Origin of the sequence: Arcobacter sp., assembly GCF_050300555.1 — a bacterium.
GTDB lineage: Bacteria > Campylobacterota > Campylobacteria > Campylobacterales > Arcobacteraceae > Arcobacter.
Map to the genome: position 1 here is coordinate 152,468 of NZ_JBNKXY010000001.1, position 25,959 is coordinate 178,426.

29 protein-coding genes are annotated in these 25,959 nt (G+C 26.8%); 13 read left to right on the forward strand and 16 right to left on the reverse strand.

Translation table 11 applies throughout. The features are described 5' to 3' along the window. The first annotated feature begins 39 nt into the window (after positions 1–39). Positions 40–867: a shikimate dehydrogenase gene (locus ACQY5W_RS00840; RefSeq protein WP_428023033.1), complete on the forward strand. Its 828-nt coding sequence runs from the start codon at positions 40–42 to the stop codon at positions 865–867. A 50-nt stretch (positions 868–917) separates the two neighbouring features. Here the strand turns inward: ACQY5W_RS00840 and ACQY5W_RS00845 are convergent, their stop codons facing one another. Next, complete coding sequence (locus tag ACQY5W_RS00845; protein WP_428023034.1) at positions 918–1,265, reverse strand: cupin domain-containing protein; 348 nt, start codon at positions 1,263–1,265, stop codon at positions 918–920. A 164-nt stretch (positions 1,266–1,429) separates the two neighbouring features. Between ACQY5W_RS00845 and ACQY5W_RS00850 the strand changes: the two genes are divergently transcribed. Both ACQY5W_RS00850 and ACQY5W_RS00855 read left to right on the forward strand, forming a co-directional pair. Beyond that, positions 1,430–2,059 carry a UPF0323 family lipoprotein gene (locus ACQY5W_RS00850; protein ID WP_428023035.1) on the forward strand — a complete coding sequence of 210 codons (630 nt, stop codon included), beginning with the start codon at positions 1,430–1,432 and terminating at the stop codon, positions 2,057–2,059. 3 nt (positions 2,060–2,062) lie between these two features. Further along, complete coding sequence (locus tag ACQY5W_RS00855) at positions 2,063–3,241, forward strand: glutathionylspermidine synthase family protein (RefSeq protein WP_428023036.1); 1,179 nt, start codon at positions 2,063–2,065, stop codon at positions 3,239–3,241. Between the two features lie 22 nt (positions 3,242–3,263). On the opposite strand, the gene ACQY5W_RS00860 is transcribed toward ACQY5W_RS00855, so the two are convergent. From ACQY5W_RS00860 to ACQY5W_RS00895, 8 genes are read right to left on the reverse strand one after another with little or no spacing between them, the layout of a single operon-like run. Beyond that, entirely contained in the window at positions 3,264–3,740 is a 477-nt protein-coding gene (locus ACQY5W_RS00860; RefSeq protein ID WP_428023037.1) for a hypothetical protein, read from the reverse strand. Continuing rightward, positions 3,737–4,699, reverse strand: a complete 963-nt coding sequence (locus ACQY5W_RS00865; protein ID WP_428023038.1) for a tetraacyldisaccharide 4'-kinase — start codon at positions 4,697–4,699, stop codon at positions 3,737–3,739. The genes ACQY5W_RS00860 and ACQY5W_RS00865 overlap by 4 nt, the downstream gene beginning before the upstream one ends. Next, positions 4,700–5,836, reverse strand: coding sequence for a DegT/DnrJ/EryC1/StrS family aminotransferase (locus ACQY5W_RS00870; protein WP_428023039.1), 1,137 nt, complete (start codon positions 5,834–5,836; stop codon positions 4,700–4,702). Between the two features lies 1 nt (position 5,837). Beyond that, the gene (locus ACQY5W_RS00875; protein WP_428023186.1) at positions 5,838–6,599 is read right to left on the reverse strand and encodes an NAD+ synthase; all 762 of its coding nucleotides are present in this window, start codon (positions 6,597–6,599) and stop codon (positions 5,838–5,840) included. Between the two features lie 17 nt (positions 6,600–6,616). Next, positions 6,617–6,832, reverse strand: coding sequence for a hypothetical protein (locus ACQY5W_RS00880; RefSeq protein ID WP_428023040.1), 216 nt, complete (start codon positions 6,830–6,832; stop codon positions 6,617–6,619). Beyond that, entirely contained in the window at positions 6,832–7,065 is a 234-nt protein-coding gene (locus tag ACQY5W_RS00885) for a (2Fe-2S)-binding protein (RefSeq protein ID WP_428023041.1), read from the reverse strand. Before ACQY5W_RS00885 ends, ACQY5W_RS00880 begins: the two co-directional genes overlap by 1 nt. Continuing rightward, entirely contained in the window at positions 7,058–7,288 is a 231-nt protein-coding gene (locus tag ACQY5W_RS00890; protein WP_428023042.1) for a (2Fe-2S)-binding protein, read from the reverse strand. Before ACQY5W_RS00890 ends, ACQY5W_RS00885 begins: the two co-directional genes overlap by 8 nt. Further along, complete coding sequence (locus ACQY5W_RS00895) at positions 7,289–8,044, reverse strand: TerB family tellurite resistance protein (RefSeq protein ID WP_428023043.1); 756 nt, start codon at positions 8,042–8,044, stop codon at positions 7,289–7,291. It abuts the gene before it with no gap. Between the two features lie 82 nt (positions 8,045–8,126). On the opposite strand from ACQY5W_RS00895, the gene tatB reads away from it, so the two are divergent. From tatB to ACQY5W_RS00925, 6 genes are read left to right on the forward strand one after another with little or no spacing between them, the layout of a single operon-like run. Then, positions 8,127–8,546 (forward strand): Sec-independent protein translocase protein TatB, encoded by a 420-nt coding sequence (tatB, locus tag ACQY5W_RS00900; RefSeq protein ID WP_428023044.1) that lies wholly within the window; start codon positions 8,127–8,129, stop codon positions 8,544–8,546. Continuing rightward, positions 8,546–9,277 carry a twin-arginine translocase subunit TatC gene (gene tatC / locus ACQY5W_RS00905; RefSeq protein ID WP_428023045.1) on the forward strand — a complete coding sequence of 244 codons (732 nt, stop codon included), beginning with the start codon at positions 8,546–8,548 and terminating at the stop codon, positions 9,275–9,277. The genes tatB and tatC overlap by 1 nt, the downstream gene beginning before the upstream one ends. Continuing rightward, positions 9,264–10,298 (forward strand): tRNA preQ1(34) S-adenosylmethionine ribosyltransferase-isomerase QueA, encoded by a 1,035-nt coding sequence (queA, locus tag ACQY5W_RS00910; RefSeq protein WP_428023046.1) that lies wholly within the window; start codon positions 9,264–9,266, stop codon positions 10,296–10,298. Before tatC ends, queA begins: the two co-directional genes overlap by 14 nt. Positions 10,299–10,309: 11 nt before the next feature. Next, complete coding sequence (locus ACQY5W_RS00915; protein ID WP_428023047.1) at positions 10,310–11,068, forward strand: exonuclease domain-containing protein; 759 nt, start codon at positions 10,310–10,312, stop codon at positions 11,066–11,068. Further along, entirely contained in the window at positions 11,055–11,735 is a 681-nt protein-coding gene (locus tag ACQY5W_RS00920) for a response regulator transcription factor (RefSeq protein WP_428023048.1), read from the forward strand. Before ACQY5W_RS00915 ends, ACQY5W_RS00920 begins: the two co-directional genes overlap by 14 nt. Next, entirely contained in the window at positions 11,728–13,044 is a 1,317-nt protein-coding gene (locus tag ACQY5W_RS00925; protein ID WP_428023049.1) for a sensor histidine kinase, read from the forward strand. Before ACQY5W_RS00920 ends, ACQY5W_RS00925 begins: the two co-directional genes overlap by 8 nt. Before the next feature lies 1 nt (position 13,045). Here ACQY5W_RS00925 and ccoG read toward each other — a convergent pair whose 3' ends face one another. The 7 genes from ccoG to ACQY5W_RS00960 form a co-directional block, all read right to left on the reverse strand. Then, positions 13,046–14,350, reverse strand: coding sequence for a cytochrome c oxidase accessory protein CcoG (gene ccoG / locus ACQY5W_RS00930; RefSeq protein ID WP_428023050.1), 1,305 nt, complete (start codon positions 14,348–14,350; stop codon positions 13,046–13,048). A gap of 75 nt (positions 14,351–14,425) precedes the next feature. Next, on the reverse strand, positions 14,426–15,484 hold the full coding sequence (locus ACQY5W_RS00935) for a response regulator (RefSeq protein WP_428023051.1): 1,059 nt from the start codon (positions 15,482–15,484) through the stop codon (positions 14,426–14,428). Between the two features lie 140 nt (positions 15,485–15,624). Next, entirely contained in the window at positions 15,625–16,860 is a 1,236-nt protein-coding gene (locus tag ACQY5W_RS00940) for a ComEC/Rec2 family competence protein (RefSeq protein ID WP_428023052.1), read from the reverse strand. A gap of 48 nt (positions 16,861–16,908) precedes the next feature. Then, positions 16,909–19,002: a 5-histidylcysteine sulfoxide synthase gene (ovoA, locus tag ACQY5W_RS00945; RefSeq protein WP_428023053.1), complete on the reverse strand. Its 2,094-nt coding sequence runs from the start codon at positions 19,000–19,002 to the stop codon at positions 16,909–16,911. Positions 19,003–19,065: 63 nt separating this feature from the next. Beyond that, complete coding sequence (gene rraA, locus ACQY5W_RS00950; protein WP_428023054.1) at positions 19,066–19,545, reverse strand: ribonuclease E activity regulator RraA; 480 nt, start codon at positions 19,543–19,545, stop codon at positions 19,066–19,068. Between the two features lie 20 nt (positions 19,546–19,565). Beyond that, a complete protein-coding gene (ltaE, locus tag ACQY5W_RS00955; RefSeq protein WP_428023055.1) occupies positions 19,566–20,582 on the reverse strand; it encodes a low-specificity L-threonine aldolase in 1,017 nt (338 codons plus the stop codon). A gap of 12 nt (positions 20,583–20,594) precedes the next feature. Beyond that, positions 20,595–21,287 carry an alpha/beta fold hydrolase gene (locus ACQY5W_RS00960; RefSeq protein ID WP_428023056.1) on the reverse strand — a complete coding sequence of 231 codons (693 nt, stop codon included), beginning with the start codon at positions 21,285–21,287 and terminating at the stop codon, positions 20,595–20,597. Between the two features lie 99 nt (positions 21,288–21,386). Here ACQY5W_RS00960 and glmS point away from each other — a divergent pair, with 99 nt between their 5' ends. The 4 genes from glmS to ACQY5W_RS00980 are packed head-to-tail and all read left to right on the forward strand — an operon-like array spanning position 21,387 to position 25,930. Continuing rightward, positions 21,387–21,797 (forward strand): methylaspartate mutase subunit S, encoded by a 411-nt coding sequence (gene glmS / locus ACQY5W_RS00965; protein ID WP_428023057.1) that lies wholly within the window; start codon positions 21,387–21,389, stop codon positions 21,795–21,797. Beyond that, positions 21,794–23,158 (forward strand): methylaspartate mutase, encoded by a 1,365-nt coding sequence (locus tag ACQY5W_RS00970; RefSeq protein WP_428023058.1) that lies wholly within the window; start codon positions 21,794–21,796, stop codon positions 23,156–23,158. The genes glmS and ACQY5W_RS00970 overlap by 4 nt, the downstream gene beginning before the upstream one ends. Continuing rightward, the gene (locus ACQY5W_RS00975; protein WP_428023059.1) at positions 23,155–24,345 is read left to right on the forward strand and encodes a glutamate mutase L; all 1,191 of its coding nucleotides are present in this window, start codon (positions 23,155–23,157) and stop codon (positions 24,343–24,345) included. The genes ACQY5W_RS00970 and ACQY5W_RS00975 overlap by 4 nt, the downstream gene beginning before the upstream one ends. A 10-nt stretch (positions 24,346–24,355) precedes the next feature. Further along, the gene (locus tag ACQY5W_RS00980) at positions 24,356–25,930 is read left to right on the forward strand and encodes an AMP-binding protein (protein ID WP_428023060.1); all 1,575 of its coding nucleotides are present in this window, start codon (positions 24,356–24,358) and stop codon (positions 25,928–25,930) included. Positions 25,931–25,959: the final 29 nt, after the last annotated feature.

The window sequence follows — 25,959 nt, forward strand, 5'->3', positions numbered from 1 at the left end:
ATTCTTTAGATAGAATCACGTTTTATTTTAAGGAAATCAATGTCGCAAAAAGAAAAAGAAAAATTTTTAATATTTGGAAATCCAGTAGAACACTCAAAATCCCCTCAAATGCACAACAGTGCCTTTAGTCATCTTAACATTAACTCTTTTTATGATAAATATCTATTAACAGATGCTAAAAAGTTAAAAGATGTGTTTAATTCAGAAAATGCAAGGGGTGCAAATATAACTGTACCTTTTAAAGAAGATGCTTATAAATTAGCTGATGAAGTTGTAGGTATAGCAAATGAAATCAAAGCTGTAAATACATACGTTAAAAAAGACAATAAACTATTTGCTTATAATACTGATGCCCCAGGATTTATGAAAGCCATAGAAGATTTTGGAAAAATAAACTCTGTACTTATTTTAGGTGCTGGTGGTACTGCAAAAGCTATAGCAATGGCACTTAAAGAAGCTAATATTGAAGTTAGAATATTAAACCGAAGTAATGAAAAACTTAACTTTTTTAAAGAACAAGGCTTTAAAACTTATACTTGGAATAATTTCCAAATGAATCATTATGACTTAATTGTAAACTCAACAAGTGCTGGATTAAAAGATGATGAATATCCTATCAAAAAAACTACATTAGAAAGTATATTTTTAAATGCTAAATTTGCTTTTGACTGTGTATATGGAAAAGAAACACCATTTTTAAAACTAGCACGAGAAGAAGGTTTAATAGCAAAAGATGGTGAAGATATGCTTTTATATCAAGGTGTTTTAGCGTTTGAACTATTTACAGATACTATTTTAGATACAAAAACTATTGAAATAATGAGAGAAGCTTTAAAAAAACCTGTAGATATTAAAGAAAAAATTTAATTATTTACCAGCTACTTTTTTTTGGTCAATATATTCTATTGACCAAAATACTAAATCATTTGAATATGATCTTCTTTAGTCGTAATCATACACAAAAATTCATACTCACTTCCATAACATGCTTCGTACATATGGTTTATACCTGCTGGAATATAGATAAAATCTCCCTCTTTAGCATGGTATTCTTCATTACCAACTATAACTTTGGCTTCACCTTTTAAAACATATTGTTGATGTTGTATTTCATTGGTGTGATTTGGCATAGAACCATCTTTGGCTAAAGTTACTTTTCGTACAATAAAATCTTTATCCTCTTTAGGAGTTAACACAGCAATAGAGGCATTAACTGTTTTTGGAATACAATTTTTTTCAAAATTATCTGATGTTTGGCAATACATGATTATCCTTGAGTTTTAATACAAAATCATAGTGCGTTTTAGCTGAAAAACTTATTCATTAAAAAAGTATTAAAGTTATTCTGTTATTCACTTTTTATTAATTCTAATATGCTAAAATACGCGTATTTTATATTATTATATATCAAAATACAAAGGAATAAAATTTGAATAAACATATAAAAAAATTCTCAAATTATGCACTTGTTGGTAGTCTTGGAGCTTTCTTAGTTACTGGTTTAACTGGTTGTGAAGACAAAGGAAATAATAACCAAACACAAGGAGAAAATAATGCCTTTACAAATGCTACTCAAAAGCAAGGAGCATTTGTTATTATTGAAGAGAGTGCTGATGGAAAATATGCTATTGCAGATGAGTTTCCAGCGTCAAAAACTACAATAGTACTAAGAAAACCAGATGGAAGTGAAAAAATATTAACGCAAGAAGAGATAGACAAATTAGTAAAAGAAGAAAATGCAAAAATAGATGCAGGAACATCTTCATTAACTAATCCAGAAATATCAAATGGTGGAATGGGACTTGGTGGAGTATTATTATCATCAATTGCTGGAGCAATGATTGGTTCATGGATTGGTAATAAATTATTTAATAACCAAAATTTTCAAAACCAAAGGGCAACACAATATAAGTCACCTCAAACATATTCTAAAAGTCAAAGTTCATTTACAAAAGCAAGTTCAACCCCAACAAAAAAAAGTGGTTTCTTTGGAAGTAGCAGTTCTACATCAAAATCAAGTTCATTATTTGGTTCAAAATCAAGTGGCTTTGGTGGTTAATTTATGAAACTTCAAAAAATAAAACCTCTTACAAAAGAGTATTTAGAATCAATAGGATTCGTATGGCATACAGACCAAGATAACACTTCATATATAGCAGATGAATTAGTACAAATTACTGAAGAAGAAGCAAATGCTTATTATGAAGCAACAAATGAGTTATATGATATGTTTTGTGAAGCTGGTGATTATATTATAGATAATAATTTATTTCACGAAATTAATATCCCATTTAACTTAGTCAATCTTATAAAAGAGTCTTGGGAAAATGATGTTCATTGGCATCTTTATTCAAGATTTGATTTAGCAGGTGGTATAAATGGTAAACCTATAAAACTTCTTGAGTTTAATGCAGATACACCTACTTCACTATTTGAAACAGCAATTATTCAATGGGCTATGTTAAAAGCAAATGATTTAAATGAAGCAAGCCAATTTAATAATCTATATGAAGCACTAAAAGATAACTTCAAAAGAATCATTACAATGGAAGATGATATTGAAAGATTTAAAGAGTATTACAAAGATTTGGGATGGAAAATTCTTTTCTCTTCTATTAGTGGAAGTAGCGAAGATGAAAATACTACTAAGCTTTTACAACATATAGCATCTGAAGCTGGATTTAATACTGATTTTGAATTTATGGATAAAGTACAATTCAATGATGAAGGTATCTACAAAGATGATGTAAATTTTGAGTTTTGGTTTAAACTTATACCTTGGGAAAATATTGCCATAGAAGAGAGTGAATTAGCTTTAATTTTAGAAGAGATAATCACAAATCAAAAAGCAATTATCTTTAACCCTGCATATACTTTAATGTTCCAATCAAAAGGATTCATGAAAATACTTTGGGATTTATATCCAAATCATCCACTTTTACTAGAAACTTCTTTTGAACCATTAGTTGGTAAAAAACAAGTAGAAAAAAGATGTTTTGGAAGAGAAGGTGCAAATGTTGCCATTATAAATAGTGATAACTCTTTAGATATTAAAACAGATGGTGAATATGAAGGATTTAAAGCTATTTATCAAGAGTATGTAGAACTTCCTCAAGATGAAAATGGTGATTACTACCAAGCAGGTGTTTTTTATGCTTACGAAGCTTGTGCCTTAGGATTTAGAAAAGGTGGCAAGATACTAAATAACATGTCAAAATTTGTAGGACATATAATCAAATAAACAAGATTTTTTTCTTGTTTATTTAAACTTTTTTATCTTCTTCATCCATATATTTTAATAATATTTCAAAATTTTTTTCTATATCTTTTAAAACTTTTATTAATAAAATAGGAGTATGTGAAAGTTTTTTACTAAGATCACCTTTCATTTTACTATCATTTCGTAAGTCAATTTTTCCATCTACTAAGACAATATCATATTTTACATTTCCATCAGTAAAACAAATACTAAATGGAATAAAATACTCTTCTCCATCTTCTGCATAGTACCAACTTGGGTCTCTTCTTAAAAAAACATAAGGTAATGTTCCTTCAATTTTACAATGCAAAAGCAATTTTTTATTAAAAACAATTTTTCTCATATTTTGTATGTTTATAATAGAGTTTTTTAATCTTTTTTCAACTCTTTTATATAACAACTTCCAAAGAAAAGAATTAATACTTTTTTTTGCATCTAGATGACCTAAACTATCTTCATCCATATAATATATATTTGTCATTTATGTTCTTTATATCTTTTAATATAGTTTTCTAAACTTGAAAAATCAATATCTGTTTTAAATTCAATTTCTAAATCCATCAAAACCAAATTTTTAATATCAAACTTTTTCAACTTTACAAAATCTTTTGCTGTTGTTAATATAGTATAACCATTATAAGATTTTTCAACTACTTCTATATCTAGTTTAGTAAAGTTATAATGATCAGGAAAAGAGATAAGTTCACATGGTTTTGGAACAAAATCTAAAAGTCTTTTTGCTTTAGAAATTGCAGTTAATATTACTATTTGAGAAGGTAGTTTTTCTAAAATTTCACCATCTTTTTTAAATTTAATAATTCTATTAAAATCAACACCTTCTTTTAAAACCATATTTGCAGTTGAATACATCATTTTAGGCTCTCTATATCCACCACTTGGCAAACAAAATATATTTTCAGGCTCATTTTTAGGCTTTAATAAAATATCAAATTTATTTATATGATACTTTGAAAAACCATCATCTAAAAAGCATATTTTTGCTCCAAGTTCTTTTGCTTTTAAAATAGCTTTTACTCTATCTTCACTAACTATTACAATTGCATTTGGTAAAGAATTTGCCAATAACATAGCTTCATCACCACTTGTATTTATATCTTCTAAAATCTTTCCCTTGTTGCTTATTACATATAGTCCTTCAGATTTTCTTCCATAACCTCTTAAAATAATTGCAACATTTTCTTTCTCTTTTGCCAATGCAATAGTAATAGGAGTTTTTCCACTTCCACCTACAATTAAATTTCCAACTGAAATAACTGGTATAGCAAAATCTAACTTTTTAGCTGATATTCGTTTAAAGGAGATGATAAGCATATAAATTAAGGTAAATGGAATAAATAAAAAAGAGATGATTTTTTGAAAAGTTGTTGGAAAGAAGAGATACTCTTCAATCCAACTATTAAGTTTTTGTTTTAGCAACAATTATATCCACTCTGAAGCGATATCTATAATTTGGTCACAAATATAATTTATCTCTTCATCCGTAAGTCCTGGATAAATAGGTATTGATAAAATTTGTTGATATGAAGTTAAAGCTCCACCAAATTCAGTAATTTTTATACTATATTTTTCTTTATAATATGTCAATAGATGTAAAGGAATATAATTAAGTCCAGTATTAATCCCCCTATCTTTTAACTCCCTTGCAAAAGCATCCCTATTTCTAGAGATTTTGATAATATAATGAGTGAAAATATGCTCATCTTTTTGCTTAGGAATTTCAATATGTTTTACACCAGTAAGTCTTTCTTTATAAATTTTTGCAATCTCTTTTCTTCTTTTTATAAAACTATTCGTTTTTTTAAGTTGAGCAAGAGAAAAAGCTGCATCAAGTTCACTTAAATCATATTTATGTCCAATATCAACCACATTATAAATATAATCTAAATTTCCATAATCATCATAAGTAGTTGTAACAGCATGTGTTCTAAGTAATTTAGCACGAGATGCCAACTCTTCGTTATTTGTAACAATAACTCCACAGTTACTTACATCTGTTTTACCATTTGATGGGTTTGTTGAAAAAACTGTCATATCAGCACTTAAAGAACCAACAGTTTCATCATTATATGTTACTCCTAATGCAGAAGTACAATCTTCAATTAATATAATCTCATATTTTTTACATATTGCATATAATCTATCTAAATCAGGAGTTTGACCAGCAACAAAAGAGATAATTGCACCTCTTAATTTTTTAGAATTATTTGCTTCTAATGCCTTTTCAAATTTATTTAAATCAATATTCATATCATCAATATTAATATCAATAAAAATTGGCTCTGCATCAAAATGTCTTACAACCTCTGGCACATTTACAAAAGAGTTTACAGACATTAATATTTTGTCCCCTCTTTTTAATTTAATAGCACTTAATGCTAAATGTAATGCCGCTGTTCCATTACATGTAGAAATAGCATATTTAGCACCAATAAATTTTGCCATATTCTCTTCAAATTCAACTACTTTTGAACTATCTTTATTTAATTCTAAAACAGACTTTAGTTGATTTAACTCTTCTTCCCCAACTGATGATTTATAAAAAGCTATCTCTTTCATATTAACTCCATTTAATTTTAGCGATTGTTGGAAGCTTACCTTTAAATGCGTTAGCTTTCATTCTATAAGTTATCATATCAATAAGTTCTTTATCAATACCATTATTTATTAGTTCTTCTTTTGAAATACCCTCATCAACTAATTTTTTAAGTACTTCATCCATTTGTTTATAAGAGTATCCAAGTTCATCTTCATCACTTTGACCTTCCCATAAATCAGCACTTGGTCTTTTTTCTAAAATAGAATCTGGAACTCCTAAAAATTTTCCAAATTCATATTCATCACTTTTATACATTTCACCTATTGGATTAATCGCACAAGCTATATCTCCAAAAATAGTTCCGTATCCTAGTAAAATTTCACTTTTATTAGAAGTTCCTACAACTAAAGAGTTATCTCTAGCACTTACATCATATAGAACTGACATTCTCATTCTTGCACTAAAGTTACCAATTCTAAGTTTATCCCCATCCATAAATTTTTCATGGGCATTAACCATTGGAGCAATTTCCACAATTTCATGTTCTATATCAAACTTTTCACAAACTTCAAGTGCATGTTTTATACTTCCTGCACTTGAATAGTGCGATGGCATAAGTACACAACTCATATTTTCACCAAAAGCTTCTTTACATAAAATAGCAACAATAGCAGAATCTAAACCACCAGATAAACCAACGGTTACCCTTTTTAAACCAGCTTTGCTTACTTCATCTTTTAAAAATGTTATTAATTGTTCTTTTATATATTTCCATTCCATAATTTTTATCCTTTAATAAATTATATCTCATTTATTTTTGTTTTTTCATAAATTTCTTCAAGAAAACCTTTATTATTCTCTCTAAAATTCTCTTTTTTTCTAAGTAAGTTCTCTTTTATATCGTATAACTCTTCCAAATCAAAATAGTCCAAAAATTTTGGATTAATTTCTGTTTGTTCGCCAGTTGCTGAAATTAGGCTTTTTATTTCATTTATTACGTACTCTTTCTCTTCCATTAATTTTCTTTCTCAAATTTATTTAAAATATTAGTTAAATACAATTCCATCTTCTCTTCACCAAAATCTTTTTCACTACTTACACAGCAACCACAACAAGTGCCAGCATCAGTTTTTTCACCAATTTTTTCAATACTATTTGCACCATTTTCTTTTATTGCAAATAAAATCTCACCTAAAGTCACTTGCTTACATGTGCAAACTTCAAAAGAATGATGAAAACTCTTAGCCATTTATTAATTCTCCCAAAACATCTTTACAATATATACTTTTTTTAATTTTTCCAAAATCACCCTCACTCATTAAGCAGTGTCTGCACTCTGTTCCAGCATGGGTTTTTTCTTGTAAATCTCTCAAACTAATAACACTTTCATTTATGACAGCATTTTTTATATCATTTATTGTAACTTTTATACAATTACAAACTTCATAATTTTTATCAAAATTTTCTAACAACTATATATTCCTACTCTTTTTTATCATCTCATAAGCTTCATTTATTTCTTGTAATTTTTTAGTTGCTTCATCGATTATATTTTGACTTGCACCCTGCCCTGAAATAATATCAGGATGATGTTTTTTCACCAATTTTCTATAATTGTTTTTTATAGTTTTGTCATTATCTTCTTTAGTTGATTCTAAAATTTTATATGCTTGCTCTAGTGTTGTTGCATGGTTTTGAGCCTGAGAAGCATAGAAATTTTTAAAATTATTAACCATTTGATTAAAATCAGTTGGCTTTATCTCTAAAGCATTGGCAATATCTTCACAAATCATTTGCTCTGCTTCACTAAAATTTTTATCAATAAAAGCCAAGTTTAAAAGATATTCTAAAATTTTGGCTCTTTTTTGATAGTCATTTTTTGTTAGTTTAAGAAGTTTCTGTGCTATATCTAATGTATTATCAAAAGTTTTTTTCTCTTGGTTATATATCTGTTTTAATTTTTCTCTTATCTCAGTGCTATTTTCAAAATGACTAGATATATCTGTAAATGTATGTTTTAACATCTCAGCTTCTAATTCACAAACACCACCATCTGCCTTTGCAACTTTTGCCATAAGTGCAATTAATAAACCTGCTTCATGGTGAAGTAAATCACCTTGAAAATTCTCTTTTATATTAAACTTAATATTTTCAAATTTTTCTGTTTTATAACTTCTTGCAATAAAATATAAAACAACACCTATAAAAAGTAAAACTAATAATTTCATTTAACACCTTTTTAAATAATTAGATAGATTTTATCAAAAATAAGGTAAAATCTCTCCTTTAATCAATGAATGGAGACATTATATGTTTGGAATGGGATTTATGGAAATACTGCTTATTGCAATTATTGCAATTATTGCACTAGGACCAGAAAAATTACCTGATGCTATGGTATCAGTTGCACGATTTTTTAAAAAATTTAAAAGTGGTATTGAAGATGCAAAATCTACTCTAGACAATGAATTAAATATCTCTGATATGAAAGCAGAAGCAAATAAATTTAAAAATCAAATTGAAAGTGCAAAATCATCAGTTACAGGATTTGATGAATTTAACCTAGGGGTTAATGATATCTTAAATGATGACAAAAAAGATGATGCTAAAAAACCAGATAAAGTATCATTTAAACAAGAAGAAAAAACAAAAGAAGAAGTTGTAACAACTTCAGCAAATCCAAGTGATAAATTTAAAGTAAAAAAAGAATCTAAAGAGGATAACGCCTAATGTTAGAAGATTTAAAGCCACATATTGCAGATCTAAGAAAGAGATTAATAATCTCAGTAATTAGTTTAGGTATAGCTTTTTTTGCATGTTTTACTTTTTATGAACCTATCTTAAACTGGATGATGGTACCAATAGAAGCGGTACTTCCTAAAAATTCTCAAATGGTTGCAGTTGAGATTCAAGAGACATTTTTTACAGCATTAAAAGTTGCCTTTTTTTCTGGATTTATAGTTTCTTTACCTATTATATTTTGGCAATTATGGCTATTTTTAGCTCCAGGGCTTTATGACCATGAAAAAAAATTAGTAATTCCTTTTGTATTTTTTGCAACACTTATGTTTTTAATTGGTGCTGCTTTTGCATACTATATTGTTGTTCCATTTGGATTTGAATTTTTAATTAACTTTGGTTCAGCAGTTGTTACAGTATTGCCAAGTATTGGTAAATACGTAGGATTTTTTACAAAACTACTATTTGGTTTTGGAATAGCTTTTGAATTACCTGTTATTACATTTTTCCTTGCAAAAATTGGACTTGTTGATGACAGAATGTTAAAAGACTTTTTCAGATATGCAGTTGTTATTATATTTGTTGTAGCAGCACTTTTAACTCCTCCAGATGTATTAACTCAATTTTTAATGGCTGGTCCACTTATTTTATTATATTTAGTTTCAATTTATATTGCTAAGGTGTTTAATCCAGCGGATACTTCTTTAGATGATGAAGAGTAATTTGGACCCCTTAAAAACTTCTAGCTATGACTATTTTTTACCTAAAGAACTCATAGCTAGCAAACCTTTATATCCTGCTGATAGTGCTAAACTTTTAGTTTATGATAGAAATAATGACACCATAACTCATACTACATTTAAACATCTACTTGATTTTTTACCTGAAAATTTAAACATTTTTTTAAATGATACAAAAGTAATAAAAGCAAGAATCTATGGAAAAAAAGAGAGTGGTGGTAAAACAGAATTACTATTTAATAAACCTCTATTTATGAATAGATATCAAGTTATGATAAAAGGGAAAGTTCAAAAGGGAAGCAAACTTTATTTTGATAATAATTTAAGTGCTGAAGTTATTGAACTTAATGATGATGGTACAAGAATTGTAAAATTTTATCAAGATGAAAAACAACTTGATTTTACAACTTTAATTGAAATATTAAATGAAATTGGACATTTGCCACTTCCTCATTATATGAATAGAGAAGATGAAAAAGAAGATGAAAAAGATTATCAAACTCTATTTGCCAAAAATTATGGAGCTGTTGCTGCTCCAACAGCATCATTACACTTTACAGATGAACTTTTAGAAAAATTAGATACTAATCATAATATCAATTATCTAACTCTTCATGTGGGAGCTGGCACATTTAAACCAGTAGATGCAGAAGATATTTTAGAACACCCAATGCACAGTGAATATTTTGAAGTTCCAAAAGAAAGTTTAGATGCTTTAAAACAAAACAAAAAAACACTAGCTGTTGGTACAACAGTTACAAGAACAATAGAGTACTTTGCTAGAACAAACAAAATACAAGGTGAATGTGATTTGTTTTTAAATCCAGCAAATAAACCAATAAAAGTGAATCATCTACTTACAAACTTTCATTTACCAAAATCAACTCTAATCATGTTAATAGCCTCGTTTATAGGTTTAGAAAAAACTTTAGAGATATATGAAACTGCTGTAAAAGAAAAATATAGATTTTTCTCATATGGTGATGGAATGTTAATAATATAAAAGGAAAAGATATGGCTAAATACGTACTATTTGATACAGAAACTACAGGAAATCAAGAAGAAGATAGAATCATACAATTAGGAGCTATGATAGTTGATGCAAAAGCTCCAATTGAAGTTTATGATGAACTATGTTTTACTGATGTTGAAATAAAACTTGAAGCTATGGAAGTACACAATATTACACCTGATATGATTATAGGTCAACCAGAAGCAACACAAACAAAATTTTATCAAAAATTACAAGAGTATAATAACCCATCAAACTATTTAATTGCTCATAATATAAACTTTGATTTAAGTATGATAAAAAAAGAAGGCTTTGAACCACAATATCAACTAATAGATACTTTAAGATGTGCTCAACATCTATTTCCAGAACTTCCTTATCATAGATTACAATATCTAAGATATGCCCTTGATATTTATATGGATGAAGAGGAAGAAGCAGCAAAACATAATATTACAATAAAAGCCCATGATGCCATTGGTGATGTTTTAGTTATGAAACTATTTTTATCACAACTTGTGGCAAAATGTAGAAGTGCTTATCCTGATTATAATCCTATGGAAAAGCTTGTAGAACTTACAAAAACTCCTGTTTTTATACAAACCTTCAAATTTGGGAAATATAAAGGTAAAGATACAACTGAAGTTGCTAAAGAAGACCCTGGATATATTATGTGGATGATGAAAAATATGGATATGGATGAAAATCTAAAATATACATTAGAGAAACTAACAACAAATACAGGAAATGATTATTATTAAAAATGATAAAATCAAAATTCTCTATGTGGAAGATGATGAAATAACAAGAGAAAATGGCATTGAGTATTTAGAAAACTATTTTGTTCATATTTTTGAAGCAAAAGATGGTCTTGATGCCCTAAAAAAATTTGAACAAATAACTCCACATATAATTATTACAGATATACAAATGCCTAAAATAGATGGCTTAGAATTTGTAAAAAAAGTGCGAGAAAAAGATAAAGAAGTTCAAATTATAATTCTTACTGCATACTCACATAAAGAGTATCTAATAAAAGCAATTGAACTTCAATTAATAAAATATCTAATGAAACCAATAAAAGAGTACGAACTAAAATCAGCTCTTGAACTTTGTGTTCAAAATTTAGAAAATAATAAATCTAATATAATAAACCTAAGAGAAAATTGTATCTTTGATAAATACAATCATACTTTATTTGTAAATAATGAACTTGTAAAATTAAGAACAAAAGAGACTGATTTATTGATTCTTCTTTTAAATAACAAAAATAGATATGTTAGCTATGAAGAAATTGAAAACTTTGTATGGAAAGAGTTTCCTATGACAAAAGATGCTTTAAAAACTTTAATTAAATACCTCAAACAAAAAATCTCAAAAGATATTATTTCAAATCAAACTGGCGTTGGTTACAAAATAAATGTATGATTTAACTACTACTTTATCATATGGAATTGTATTTGGAATTCTAATTATGACTGTAGTTTATACTTTTATTCGATATATTTATTCTAAAGAACTTTTTTATCTAAGTTATTGTTTTATGCAGTTTTTTTCACTTATATATATTGTTTTATATAGTAAGTTTTTTATTTCTGAAAACTTTTTTCAAGACTTATCCCTTTTTTTAGCAACATTATTTGCTTTAGTTTTTGCAATAAGATTTTATGAAGGTAGGTTTATTCCTGAAATAACAAATAATAAAGAACTTATTTTAAATACATTTTTACTTATTTTTATAATTTTAACTGCTTTATATCACTATATTTTATTTGAATACTTACCCTATACAATTATATATGCAATACTTTTTATATCTATACTTTTTAATTTAAACCAAGGTTTTAAAGCTAATGCAATATATGTTATTGGATGGTCTATTATTTGCCTTATTTTGTATATTCTTGACTTTAAAACTTTTTTTAAAATAAATACTAATTTAGACTTGGTATTAATAGCTTTTGCTATTGAAGCTATTTTATTTACTATTTCAGTTGCATATAAATATAACCTTTTAAAAAAAGAGAACATAGAAATAGAAGCAATGCTTCTACAACAATCTAAACTAGCACAAAGTGGAGAGATGATTGCAAATATAACTCACCAATTTAGACAACCTTTAAATAACTTATCATATATATTAATTAATATGAAAAACAAATATGACAATAATCTTTTAGACAAAAGCTATTTTGATAAAAAAACTTCCCAAGCAAATGAGCAAATAGAATTTCTAACTAATACAATAGAAAACTTTAAAAACTTTTATATAAACTCTAAAGAGAATGAAGACTTTGAAATAAAGGATGTTATTCAAAACTCTTTAACAATTTTAAGTGGTGATATTAAAAAAAGTGAAACAATAATTGAACTGTTATTTAACACTAATGAACATATTAAAATCAATGGCATACAAAATGAATTGGCACAGGTTTTAGTGGCAATAATTTCAAATGCACTAGATGCAATAAAAGATATCGAAGTTCCAAAAATAAGTATAGAAGTTAATTCAACAAATGCAGATGTGATATTATCAATTAAAGATAATGGTAAAGGTATAAAAACCAAAAAACTAAATAAAATATTTGAAGCTTATTTTACAACAAAAAGCAATGGTACTGGGCTTGGTTTATATTTATCTAAAGTTATTATTGAAAAGAATTTTAATGGTAAACTTGAAGTAAAAAGTAGCCAAGAAGGGACTACTTTTTACATTATAATTGAAAAGAGTATTTAAATTACTTTGGTGAGTAAAATACTATCTCTTTTTTTACTCTCATATTTTTATTTCCTTCTACATAAAATAGTAGATTAATTTTAGTAGTAGATAATCTATTTTTACTTGATAAAACTAAAACTGTTTTTCTTGTTTGTTTAGGATTAAGTACTAATGGAATATATCTTTTTATACTAACATCTTTATTTAAAACTTCAATAGTAAATTTATTTTTTTCTTCACTACTATTATGAATTGTTAATAGATAATTATTTACAACATTTCCATTTTCATCTATTTTATATAATTCTGTATTTTTATTTATATTTACTAAAAATGGCTCTTTCTCACCCATAAAATATGCGGTAAATAAGATACAAACAATCAATGAAGCAATATATACTAAATTTCTAGGATTTAAAAACTTTTCAATTTTTTTCAATAATACATTATTTGTACTTCCCCAGTAAATCAAAGACTTTTTACCAAGTTTTCCCATAACTGTACTACAAGCATCAGAACACTCTAGACAATTTATACACTCTACTTGTAAACCTTTTCTTATATCAATATGAGTAGGACATACTTTTACACAAGCTTCACATGTAGTACACTCTTCATTTCCTGACCATTGTTTAACATTGAAAATAGTTTTTTCATTATTAAGATAAATTTGCCCACCTCTGTTATGATTATAAACAACTTGTTTAGTATTATTATCATATAAAACAGACTGGATTCTAGAATAAGGACAGACAAATGTACAAAAATGCTCTTTCATAAATACAATATCATATACTAAAAACATAACAATACTTAGTATAAACATTATCAAAAATAGGTGTTCTTGAGGTTCTTTAATATACTCAAAAAAATCTTCAGGAGGAACAAAATATAACATAAAATTACTAGCAATAATAAATGATAAAACTATCCATAAAAATAAACCAATATACTTTTTAATTTTATTAGAAGTTTTACTATAATTGATATCTTTTTGTTTATTTTTGATTCTTCTAAGTTTCAATAAAAACATTTCAATCAAATCCCTATAAACAACTCTAAAGATAGTTTGAGGACATGCCCACCCACACCAAACTCTTCCAAACATTGATGTCATAGCAAATATTCCTATAAATAAAAACATAAGCAAAAATGGCATAATAAATAGCTCATTCATATTATATACATTACCAAAAAAATGAAACTCATAAGTCACAAACGATAATAATAAAATATGATTACCTCCAATTTTTACAAATGGTGTTACTATAATAAATATAGTGAGAATAAGATAAGTTAGATATCTCTTTTTAGAATAATTCATAAGCGTTCCTTTTAATTTTTCAAAGTATAAAAATTAAAAGTGGCAGTTTGGTGGTAATAACTATTTATTCTAAAATCAACCACTCAAAATGGTTGCTTGAAATTCTTCAAAGCGTTTTTCTTGAATTTGAAGTTTTTCTTTTAAAGCAGCATTATTATTTTTCAGTTCAATTAATTCTGATTGTAGGTGTTGTGAATTATTTAATTTTTCATCAACTTGGCTTTTCAAACTTTGAGCCAATGTTTTATAATATTCATTCTCTTTTTTTAATTCTATGCTAGTTTTAAAATTTTCACTTTTTAATAACATAATATGTTTTTTCAATGATATAATCTCACATTCATATTTAGTTATTACGGTTGCAAACTCTATAAACTTTTTAATTCTTCCATCATTATAAAAGATTGGTAAAATAGTTGAATATGTGTAATAAAAGTTTCTATCTTTTGTAATTTTCTTAGTAAGTCCCACCCAAGTTTTACCGGTAGTAGCTAGTTTTTTTATTTCAAAGACTGGAATTTCAGAATGATCGAATATCAATTTACTATCAAACTTTTTTCCAATTATTTCATCTAGTTTATATCCTGAATTCATCAGAAATAAATCATTGGCAGAAATAATCTTAAAATTTACATCCATTTCACATATAATATTTTTAGTATCTAAAATTGACATAAACTGTCTCAACTCATTGTTTTTAACATCTATATCTTTATTTTCTTCTTTTTTCTTCATAATTTCAGATATTGTCTTAAGGATATTATTAAGCTGCATAGGTTTAATAATATAATCTACTGGATTAAATTTGACAGCTTTTAACAATAAGTTTGTATCATTAAAAGAAGTAGTAATTAAAATTGGGACATTCAAATCTATATTTCTTATTTCAGATAAAATTTTTATACCACCCAATTGTGGCATATCAATATCTGTTAATACTAAATCAATTTCTAATTTATTTTTAGTAAAAACATTTAATGTATCATCAATATCTTGAGAAATCAATACTTTTTTGAAAAAACCTGCAAAAATTTCAGAGGCTTCATCTCTTACTGAAGTATCAGTTTCCATATATAAAATTGTAGCATCCGCTAAATAGTTTTTATTAAAAGAACATTCTAAGGATTGCGACATGACAGACTCCTTAATCTAAAAATTAACTAACTAAAACAACTACTCATAAAAAAATGTGAAAGACTTAATTATAACATATATTTTAATAAAATAAGAATTATGCTCTTTTTTAGAGATATTTTATCATAAAATAATTTTTTTTAGACATATAAATAAGTATTATATACCACTATTAAGAAATTTAATAATAAAAATGCCTCTTTTCTTTTTATTGCAAACAATGAGACTACAATATAAGTTATAAAAAACCAAAATGGAGTTACTACTTCAAAACTTTGAAATTTAAGATTTAAAGCAATGCTTAAAAAAGAGTCTAAAAAATCTCCATATCCAATTAAATGTAAGAAAAGTTCTAAAGGATAAAAAATAGTAAAAAGTATAGTAATAAGAGGTGAAATTAGTTGAATATATGAAGTAATACCAAAAAAATAATGAACTATAGGATTAAAACTTGCAAAAATCCAGATATTAAAAAACATAAAAAGAAATATTTTATTTAAGCCTTGAAAATATTTTATAAATAAAAATATATAAAACACTCCAATAATTGAAAACCATAGAGATATAGAAAAGATATACTTTGGAAAAAGTGCAAGAATAAACAATAATGTAAAAAGAAGTGTTTCAAAGGATATTAATTTGATATTTGCTCTTAAAATATATACTCCTAAAAGCATCATAACAAACGCCCTTAAAAGAGATGGCACTAAATCAGTAAAAACTAAATAACAAAATAATATTAGTAAAACCACAAGCAAAATATCATATTTTTTATTTCTATAAGGGAAATATCTATTATGAAAAAAGTTATAAGGATAATAAAGTATGGAATAAATTATAAAAGACAAAACTCCAAGGTGAAATCCTGAAATAGCAATCAAATGGGATATGGAATATACAGCAAATATATCCCTAAGTTTATTACTTGTAGGAATTGCTAAAAATATTGCTTCATATACTTCACTAATATCTTTATCATTATGTTGAGATTTTATCTTATCTCTTAAATATTTTTTTATACTGTTGTTTTTAAGTATAAAGATATTGAAGCTTTTTGTGTAAAAACCTTTTAAATATTTAAAAAATGATATATTAGAAGTTAATATGGAGATCTCTACAAAATCAAGCTTATCAAGAATTAAATCCTTTTTTGTAGAGGTAAAAAAACTAAAATCTTTTGTTTGAAATTTATAAATATTAAAATCATCTTTTTCATATATATTTATTACTTGTGCTTCTATTTTATATATACTATTTAAAGTAAATTTTTCATAGCTTTTATATTGAAAAGAAAGTGAAGTAAAAAATATAAGAGTTAAAATAACACAAAAGATAAATAACTCTTTTGTGTTATTAATAAAATTTAATTTTTGCATTAATTATTCTACTAAATAATGTTTTAAATTATTTAGTAGAATGTCGTTTTATTTACTCTTTTTCCAAATACTCATTTGAGAAATAGTATATTGATGTTTTCTTGCTGTCTCTTTTATAACAAAAGGTACATCAATAGTATCAAGTAGTTCAAATCTATCTTCTAAATTTGATTTTAAAGTATCTAAAGTCTTAACTTCTTTATTGTCTTTCACATATCCACCCAACCAATTTTGTTTTGGAGTATAAGCTTCAAGCCAAGTATATGGGCTTAATATTACTAAAAGTCCATCATCATTTACCCTATTTGGAACATCATCTAAGAATTTTTGAGGATAATATAATCTATCTATTAAATTTGAACAAAAAATCAAATCATAACCACTATACATATCTTTTAAATTACAAGCATCACCTTGCATAAAAGTTACTCTCTCTTTAATTTCTTCGAGTCCAAAATCTTTTAAGGCTACAGTTTTTTCTTCATAAAGCTCACCTTCAGTTGCTACTTTGTAAGTTAGGCTATCATATTTTTTAAGTTTTATTCCCACACTAATAAAGTTTGCACTAAAATCTATTCCTAATACCTCATCAAATACTTTTGCCAACTCAAAAGAACTTCTTCCCACACTACAACCCAAATCAAGTGCTTTTTCTTTTTTTATTCCTTCTAAATAAGGTTTTAATACCTCAACAGAAGTTTTTGGGAAGTTCTTAACACAAAAATTCTCTTCTCCATAATGAAATTCACAATATTGGGAGATTTGTTCATCTGTTTCATATACATTGTCATTTAGTTTTGTTCTATATTCATTATCACTTTTAACATATCTAAATCCAGCATGTTGGAAAAAATGTTTTCTAAAGGCATATCTTGCACTTCTTAATGTCTCATTTCCCAAACTTATAAATGAACCACCTTTTATAAGGGCATGTCTATCATCAAAAGTAGGTGTTGTAAAGTCATCATATACAGGATGTGTTTGAAAGCCATCAAATGGATAGGTTGGTGTTATGCTCCATTGCCATACATTACCTATTACATCATAGAAATCACCCATCTTATATTTATCAACTGGTGTTTGATTAAAATACTTTAATCCTATATTTGCATTACAATCTTGTGCTTTTACATAATCATTTAATCTATAAAACTCATCTTCACTTGGAAGTCTTACTTCAAAACCTAACTTTTCACTTTTATATTTACAAAATGCTTCCGCTTCATATACATTTATATCAACTGGATAGTTTAAAGGTAAAGGAACTACTCTATTTATCTCTCTTAAATAGTATTTATCATCCTCTTTTATCCAAAATGTTGGCATCTTAGTTTGAGTAAAGTCTAACCACTTCAATCCATCTTTACTAAAATAATGTAGCTTATTATAACCACCCTCTTTTACAAACTCTAAAAACTCCCCATTTGATACTAAATACTTACTAGCTTCAAACTCTTTGATTTTTGCTTTATGAAATGAGAATTCATTATCCCAGCCATAAAATTCTGGTTTATTATGATCTTTTTCAAGTATAACTTCTCCAGCTTCTACTTTTACTAACTCATTTTGTGGATAATTTTCACTTCTTTCATTGTTATATTCAAATATCTCTTCATCTATTAAAAACTTTATATCAAGCTCTCTTAAAAGTACAGATGATGTCTCTATATGAATATTTTCATGTTCTATTCCCATAAGTATAACCCACATAGGAGAATTCCAATTAATAGGTATAGTAAATTCAATAGTATCAATAAGTTTCAAAACTAAATTTTTTACTTCATCTCTATATGCTTTTGTCTCTTCAAAAGTTGGCCAAGTATAGTTTTCACTATTTAAATCATCCCAACTCATTTCATCTACACCTATAGCAAATATTGATTCGTAAGTTTTATTTACTCTTTTTGTTGTTATATTTGACATATTTAGCTTATTCATAAAAAATGTAGCAGTATGTCCATAATAAAAAATTAATGGATGTCTTAATTTATTTGGCTGTTCATATATGTAATCTTTTTCTTTTAATAAATCAAAAAGCTTTTCATCTAATTCATACATCTGTAAAAAATAGTTTTTGATTTCTTCACGTTTTTCTTCTACTGTTCCCGTATTTAAATTTATAGCTTTCCAATTATAATTCATAGTCACCTCAATTTTTCATATATGATTATTTTATATAAATTATGTTTATTCTTTATAAAGTCATTATATTAATTTTTCTTTTGATAAAACAATACCATCCCTATCAGCATAAACCATATCACCTTCACAAAAATTAACCCCACAAAAAGATATGTTAACTCCCCTTTGTCCTTCAGTTACTGGTATATATTTTCTACTACAAGTTCCCCTTGCATATAAGGCAACTGGTATATCTTTTATTTGAAAAGTATCTCTTACATAGCCATTAACTATAATTCCCTCATAGTTATTTTTAAAAGCAAATTTCATAAGATTTTCACCAACAACTGCAAAATACTCATCTGCAACATCAACAACTACAATTTTGCCCTTTCCTGATTCATCCCTAAGAAGTTTAACAAGCTCACTGTTATTTCTATCTAATTTAACAGTAACAACTTCTCCACAAACTTTTTCTTTCCCACCATAGTTTTTAAACTCATTATCTAACAAATAAGTTTTATCTGGATGTTGGTCACATAAATCTGCTGTAAAAAAATTCATTTATTCTCCTTTTTATAATTTTAATTTTTAAAAAACTCTTTAAAAGTTTTTATTACATAATCTATATCTTCACTTGTAACATCTCTATGAGTTACAAGTCTTAACTCATCATAAGTTCCTGATATATTTATACCTTTATTTTTTAAATAATTTATTAATAAATCTACATTACTATCTATTAGTTCAATAAATACCATATTTGTATCATTTGATAAAATTTTGATTTGATTTATTTTTCCTAATTCCAAAGCTAATTTTTTTGCATTTTGATGATCTTTTTCTAAATCTTTTATGTTATTATCTATAGCATAAGAACAAGCAGCAGCTAAATATCCAGCCTGTCGTAGTCCTCCTCCAAGCATTTTTCTATATCTTCTAGCTTTATTTATAAAATCTTTATTACCAACCAATACAGAACCAACAGGAGCACCTAAACCTTTCGAAATACATATTGACATAGAATCAAAACAAGCACTTATCTCTTTTATATCTATTCCTAAATCAATAACTGCATTAAAAACCCTTGCTCCATCAAGATGTAATAAAAGATTTTTATCATGTGCAAATTTTTTTGCTTCATGCAAATAAGACAGTGGTAAAACTTTTCCATCATGTGTATTTTCTAAACATAAAAGTTTTGTAATAGCAAAATGAAAATCATCTGGCTTTATTTTTTTACTTACCTTATTTAAATCCAATGTTCCATCATCTTCAAATTCTATTGGCTGAGATGATATTCCACCAAGTACAGAAGCGCCTCCTCCTTCATACTTAAATATATGAGAATCTTGTCCACAGATATACTCTTCACCCCTTTGACAATGGGAAAGCATAGCCAATAAATTTGCTTGTGTTCCACTTGTTGTAAATAAAGCAGCCTCTTTATTTGTTAATCTAGCTAGTTTTTCTTCAAGTTCATTTACACTTGGGTCTTCCCCATATACATCATCTCCAACTTGAGCATCAAACATATACTCTTTCATCTGTTTTGATGGAGTTGTAAAAGTATCACTTCTTAACTCTATTATTTTATCCATTCATAACCTTTTTTAAAACCACTGTATAATTTTTTCTTTTACTTCTTTTGCTCTTTCTAATGGTAACATATGTGTTTGAGCTTCTATTTGAGTAAATTCAATATTTTTTGCTTTAAAGGAAAGCTCTTCCATAAATTTTGAACTAACAAGTCTATCCTCATTTGCATACATAAAAGCTAAATTTAGATTACTATTTATTAGTTTTTCACTTAAATCTTCTCTAATAATTGTGGCATTAAATTGGGAATAAAAAGCCTCTTCACCTACATCAATATACATTTGAAGTATTACATTTATAAGTTCTTCATCATTTTGATTTTTTGGTTCCACTAGACTTAAAACTTTTTTTCTACTAAGACCTTTAAAACCAAATTTTTTAGTAAACTCAATAGCTTCTCTTCTTTTTATACATTCCTCTTCACTCAAATTTGCAGGAGTACAAGCAACAGCTAATATCTTATTTACTCTCTTTGGATACTTTAATCCAAAATAACAAGAGATATAACCACCTAAAGAAAATCCTAAAAGATTTATTTTTTCATCTTTTATCTTTTCATTTAATACATCAACAATTTCATCAAAACTATTTTTTAAAGGAATTTCAAGGTGAATAAACTCATAAGCATCATCAAAAAGTGGAATTAACCTACTCCATAGTTTTTCATTATTCATAAAACCTGGTATTAAATATATTTTTTTCTTCATAAGTTTACTTTGTATTTTTACTATATTGTACCTAAACAAAGTTTTACATACTTTTAGCTATCCTTATGCCCTTTATAAAATGAATAAATAGGCAATCAAATGAAAGTAGTAACAGGCGTTGTAGGAAACGATATACACGTTGTAGCAAATAGACTAATTGATCTTTCATTACAAGCAAGAGGATTTGAAGTGTTTAACTTAGGTGTTAATACCTATCTTGAAGAATTCTTCGATGCTGTAGTAGAGACAAATGCAGATGTTCTTTTAATCTCTTCTTTAAACGGTGAAGCAGAAGGTTGGTGTAGAGAAGTAAAGATATTAAAATCAAAATATAAAAACTTAGACAATGTGGTTTTTATGATTGGTGGTAACTTAGTAGTTGGAACAGGAGATGCGTCAATTATTGTACCAAAATTTAAAAACTACGGTTTTGATTTGGTATTTCATCAGGTGGATTTAAATACTGGACTTGATGAGTTGGAAAAATATTTAAAAACGAGAGAATCATGAGTTTATTACAAGAAGAACGAGAGATAATTTTAAGTAATGAATATGTGGAACATTTTGACTTTGCTGAGGTTGAAGAGTTTGTAAAAAATGCCTCTAAAGACCTATTTATTTCACATAATTTTAGAACAAAAAACAAAATGTTAGTACAACCACGTGGTGGTTTCCCAACATATAACAAAATGTTCGCATTATATGAATTTTTTAATGATGCAGGAGTAGATGTATTACCTTGTACTATTGATTCAAACACAAGACTTAATGACTATGCAACAGCTAAAAAGATGCTAAGACTTTCAGAAGAGAGTGAAGTTGATATGTTAAATGGTTATCCCCTTGTTAATCATGGATATAGAACAAGTAGAAAGATGATGACTCACTTTAATAAGCCTATTTCATTAAGACATGGGACACCTGATGCTAGACTTCTAATTGAAACAGCTATTGCTTCAGGTATCTTTGAAATAGAGGGTGGTCCAATTACTTATCTTTTACCATACTCTAAAAATTTTCCATTAGATAAAGCCTTTTTATATTGGAAATATGTTGAGCGAGTTTGTGCTAAATACTCAACTTTAAATGAGCCAATAAATAGAGAATCTTTTGGTCCATTAACAGCTACACTTGTTCCCCCTTGTATTACGATTGTAATTCAGTTACTTGAAATGCTTTTATCCCTTGAAGAAGGAGTTAAATCATTCTCTGTATCTTTTTCACAAAGTGGAAGTATGAATCAAGATATAGTAACAGGTGCAGTTATTAGAAAACTTGCAAAACATTATGCCAATGAAATTGGATGTGGAGATGCTGAAGTTCATTTAGTATATCACCAATGGATGGGTGCATTTCCAACTGATCAAAACTATGCTTCTCAACTTATCTCAATGTCAACAGTTATTGCTTCAATGGTTGGCGCAGATAAAATTATTACAAAAACAAAACAAGAAGCTTCTGGAATTCCTACAAAAGAGGCAAATGCAGAAACAGTTGCAAATACACAATATCTAATTAGAATACTAAATGGTCTTCCAAATGTAGTTGACCAAGAAGAAGAAGAAAATCTAACTGCAGAAGTTATGGCTATCATGGAAGCTGTGTTTAACGATAGTGCTGATACTTTATGGAGAAAAGCATTTAATTGTATCAAAAATGGAATAATCGATGTACCATTTTCTCCTCATATTATAAATCACAATGAGATGATTACGATACGAGATGCAAATAAGAATATTAGAATTATAAAAAGAGGAAATGTTCCAATTCCAGATCGTTGTTTTGAATATGAAAAATCAAAATGTGACCTAAAAAAAGATACTACATCAATAGTAAACGATATTATCCATGACATAGGAATTATGCAATGAGCCAATTAAATAACAAACTACTAATAGATGTAGGAAGTACTTATTTTAAAGTTAGTTCATCAAAAGGTGTTGAACAACACTTTAGAGATTTTAACAAAGATATATACGATGACTTAACATATAAATGTGGAGATACAATTCGTAATTATGAAAAACAGAACGTTTATATTTGTTCATCAGCAAATGGAGGACTTAGTACTCTTATTATTGGTGTTACTAACTCATTTTCACTTAAGTATGCAACAAATATTGCTTTTAATTCTGGGATTAATATTATTGATACTGTTTTATATCAAGATATAGAAAGTTCTTCTATTCCTAGTGATTTAATTGATGTTGTTATAGTTGTAGGTGGAATCAATTCTGTTTCAGATATTTTTGGAAAAGAATTATTTGATTATTTAGGAAAAATAAAATACTCAAATATAGTATATGTTGGAAGTACAAAAGATAGTGATAATCTTCTAAAAAATATAGAAAATCTAGTTGTTTTACCAAATATAATTGATGATAAATTACATATAGTGGAAGAGCATTTAAAAGAGTATTTAACAAACCTTTACCAAGCTGATATTATGGGGAAAGAAGATATCAAACATCTATATGACATAACATCAAATCAAATTTACTCAACTCCATATATTGTTAATAAAACTCTGCCATATATTGATACAAAGTTTTCAGTTGTAAACCCATATATTCTTATAGATATAGGTGGAGCAACGACAGATATTCACTACTCTAAAGACTTAGTAGATGATAATATGGTTACAACAAATGAGTATGATAGACTTGTATTTAAAAAACTTGGTGTTTTTAAATCAAAAGAGTCACTAATTTTTAGTGCAAAAAACAATGAATTTGTTTATGAGTTATTATCATATTTAAAAGTTACAGAAAATATCTTTGAAGAGCAAAGTGAGAAAGCTTTAAGAATATTAATGCAACTTGCGATATTCTTAGTATTATGTAAAGTATCACACTATAGAAAAGCATATATAAATTTAAAACTTTTATCACTAAATAGTGTAGTTTTAACAGGTGGTATTACAAAAGTTTTATCACAAGAAGAAGTAGAAGATATTATCTCATTTTTTTATAAAAAAATTCTAAATTCAAACCATAATCCAAGTGTTGTAATGGATACAAATTACGACATTTGGACTCTTGGTTTAACTCAAAATTAAAGGATAAAAGATGTCAATAAATTGTATTAGAAGATTAATTGAAGATGCTGCAATCTCTCATCCACAAAAGAATGCCTTAATCCTAAATGAAAAAAGTCTTACATATAGTGATTTACTTACAAAAGTAAATCAAGTGGCTTTTTATTTAAAAGAGTTAAATTTACCAAAGGGAAGCAGAATTGGTGTTTATTCTAATAAAGGGATTGAACAAGTAATTGCAATACTTTCTATATTATCAACTGATTATGTACTTGTACCTCTTACAAAACTTCTTAAACCAGAGCAAGTAGAATATATAATCAAAGATTGTGATATAAAATGTATTATTACTGATAAATTAAAACTTGAATCCATAGAAGAAATTAAATTTGATGGTCATATTATCTCTTATGAAACAACACATAAAGAAATAGCATCATTTGAAGAGATTTTTAAATACTATAATAAACCCTATTCATGTGAAATAAATGGACATGACAATGCAGTTATTACTTACTCTTTTGGTATAACTGGAACTCCAAAAGGTATAGTTATTTCACATAGAAATCTAATAGATAGTGCTAGAGTTGTATCACAATACTTACACCTTGAAGAAGATGATGTAATCTCTGGAATTTTAATATTTAACTTAGATTATGGATTAAATCAAATTTTTTGTTCTTTATATAAAAGAGCAACATTAGCACTTCATAGATTTATACTTGCAAGTGATTTTTTCAATCACTTAATAAACGATAATGTAACTGTAATTCCTCTTATGCCAATTAATATTACCCAAATGTTTGATGAAGAGTTACAAAGACTTCCAAGTGCAGAATTACTAAGTAAAATTAGAATTATCACATCTTCTGGAGGAAATGTAACTCCTAAAATGTTAAATATTGTTCAAAAATACTTTGTTAATGCAAAATTTTTCTCAATGCACGGTTTAACAGAAGCATTTAGATCAACATATTTAGATCCAAGCCAAATAAACATAAGACCTAATTCTATTGGAAAAGCTATTCCTGATGTTGAATTATATGTAATTGATGCAAATGGAAATGAGTGTGCCCCAAGAGTTGTAGGAGAACTAATTCATAGGGGTGGATATATTTACAAAGGCTTTTGGAATGCACCTATTGAAACAGCTGAAAGATTTAAATCAATTGAGATATTAAAAAATGTTATTAATCTTGAAGGTCAATTAATAGATGAAATAGTTGTAAAAACAGGTGATTATGTTTATAAAGATGAAGAGGGATATTTGTATTTTGTTTCAAGACATGATGACATGATTAAAACAAGAGGGTTTAGAGTAAGTCCTTATGAAGTCGAATCAGTTGTTATGAATAATATCCCACAAATAGAACAATGTGCAGTATTCTCAATAAATAATGATGAAATTGAAGAAGAAATTGTATTAGTATATAGTGCAAGAAGTGAATTATCTTCAAAAGAGATTACTTTTGAATTAAAAAAACACCTAGCTTCATATATGATTCCATCTAAAATAATTTATAAAAAATCTTTACCACTAATTCCTAGCGATAAAAATAAAATCAACAAACAAGAACTTAAAAAAGAAGTTTTAGAAACTATCTAATATAGCACTAGCTATATTAGATATCCTCT

Bases quoted from the DNA above. Each gene is read 5' to 3' on its own strand.
- ACQY5W_RS00840 (WP_428023033.1), top strand. From the start codon at position 40: ATGTCGCAAAAAGAAAAAGAAAAATTTTTAATATTTGGAAATCCAGTA.
- ACQY5W_RS00845 (WP_428023034.1), bottom strand. From the start codon at position 1,265: ATGTATTGCCAAACATCAGATAATTTTGAAAAAAATTGTATTCCAAAA.
- ACQY5W_RS00855 (WP_428023036.1), top strand. From the start codon at position 2,063: ATGAAACTTCAAAAAATAAAACCTCTTACAAAAGAGTATTTAGAATCA.
- ACQY5W_RS00860 (WP_428023037.1), bottom strand. From the start codon at position 3,740: ATGACAAATATATATTATATGGATGAAGATAGTTTAGGTCATCTAGAT.
- ACQY5W_RS00870 (WP_428023039.1), bottom strand. From the start codon at position 5,836: ATGAAAGAGATAGCTTTTTATAAATCATCAGTTGGGGAAGAAGAGTTA.
- ACQY5W_RS00880 (WP_428023040.1), bottom strand. From the start codon at position 6,832: ATGGAAGAGAAAGAGTACGTAATAAATGAAATAAAAAGCCTAATTTCA.
- ACQY5W_RS00885 (WP_428023041.1), bottom strand. From the start codon at position 7,065: ATGGCTAAGAGTTTTCATCATTCTTTTGAAGTTTGCACATGTAAGCAA.
- ACQY5W_RS00895 (WP_428023043.1), bottom strand. From the start codon at position 8,044: ATGAAATTATTAGTTTTACTTTTTATAGGTGTTGTTTTATATTTTATT.
- tatB (WP_428023044.1), top strand. From the start codon at position 8,127: ATGTTTGGAATGGGATTTATGGAAATACTGCTTATTGCAATTATTGCA.
- tatC (WP_428023045.1), top strand. From the start codon at position 8,546: ATGTTAGAAGATTTAAAGCCACATATTGCAGATCTAAGAAAGAGATTA.
- queA (WP_428023046.1), top strand. From the start codon at position 9,264: ATGATGAAGAGTAATTTGGACCCCTTAAAAACTTCTAGCTATGACTAT.
- ACQY5W_RS00915 (WP_428023047.1), top strand. From the start codon at position 10,310: ATGGCTAAATACGTACTATTTGATACAGAAACTACAGGAAATCAAGAA.
- ACQY5W_RS00920 (WP_428023048.1), top strand. From the start codon at position 11,055: ATGATTATTATTAAAAATGATAAAATCAAAATTCTCTATGTGGAAGAT.
- ACQY5W_RS00925 (WP_428023049.1), top strand. From the start codon at position 11,728: ATGTATGATTTAACTACTACTTTATCATATGGAATTGTATTTGGAATT.
- ccoG (WP_428023050.1), bottom strand. From the start codon at position 14,350: ATGAATTATTCTAAAAAGAGATATCTAACTTATCTTATTCTCACTATA.
- ACQY5W_RS00935 (WP_428023051.1), bottom strand. From the start codon at position 15,484: ATGTCGCAATCCTTAGAATGTTCTTTTAATAAAAACTATTTAGCGGAT.
- ACQY5W_RS00940 (WP_428023052.1), bottom strand. From the start codon at position 16,860: ATGCAAAAATTAAATTTTATTAATAACACAAAAGAGTTATTTATCTTT.
- ovoA (WP_428023053.1), bottom strand. From the start codon at position 19,002: ATGAATTATAATTGGAAAGCTATAAATTTAAATACGGGAACAGTAGAA.
- rraA (WP_428023054.1), bottom strand. From the start codon at position 19,545: ATGAATTTTTTTACAGCAGATTTATGTGACCAACATCCAGATAAAACT.
- ltaE (WP_428023055.1), bottom strand. From the start codon at position 20,582: ATGGATAAAATAATAGAGTTAAGAAGTGATACTTTTACAACTCCATCA.
- ACQY5W_RS00960 (WP_428023056.1), bottom strand. From the start codon at position 21,287: ATGAAGAAAAAAATATATTTAATACCAGGTTTTATGAATAATGAAAAA.
- glmS (WP_428023057.1), top strand. From the start codon at position 21,387: ATGAAAGTAGTAACAGGCGTTGTAGGAAACGATATACACGTTGTAGCA.
- ACQY5W_RS00970 (WP_428023058.1), top strand. From the start codon at position 21,794: ATGAGTTTATTACAAGAAGAACGAGAGATAATTTTAAGTAATGAATAT.
- ACQY5W_RS00975 (WP_428023059.1), top strand. From the start codon at position 23,155: ATGAGCCAATTAAATAACAAACTACTAATAGATGTAGGAAGTACTTAT.
- ACQY5W_RS00980 (WP_428023060.1), top strand. From the start codon at position 24,356: ATGTCAATAAATTGTATTAGAAGATTAATTGAAGATGCTGCAATCTCT.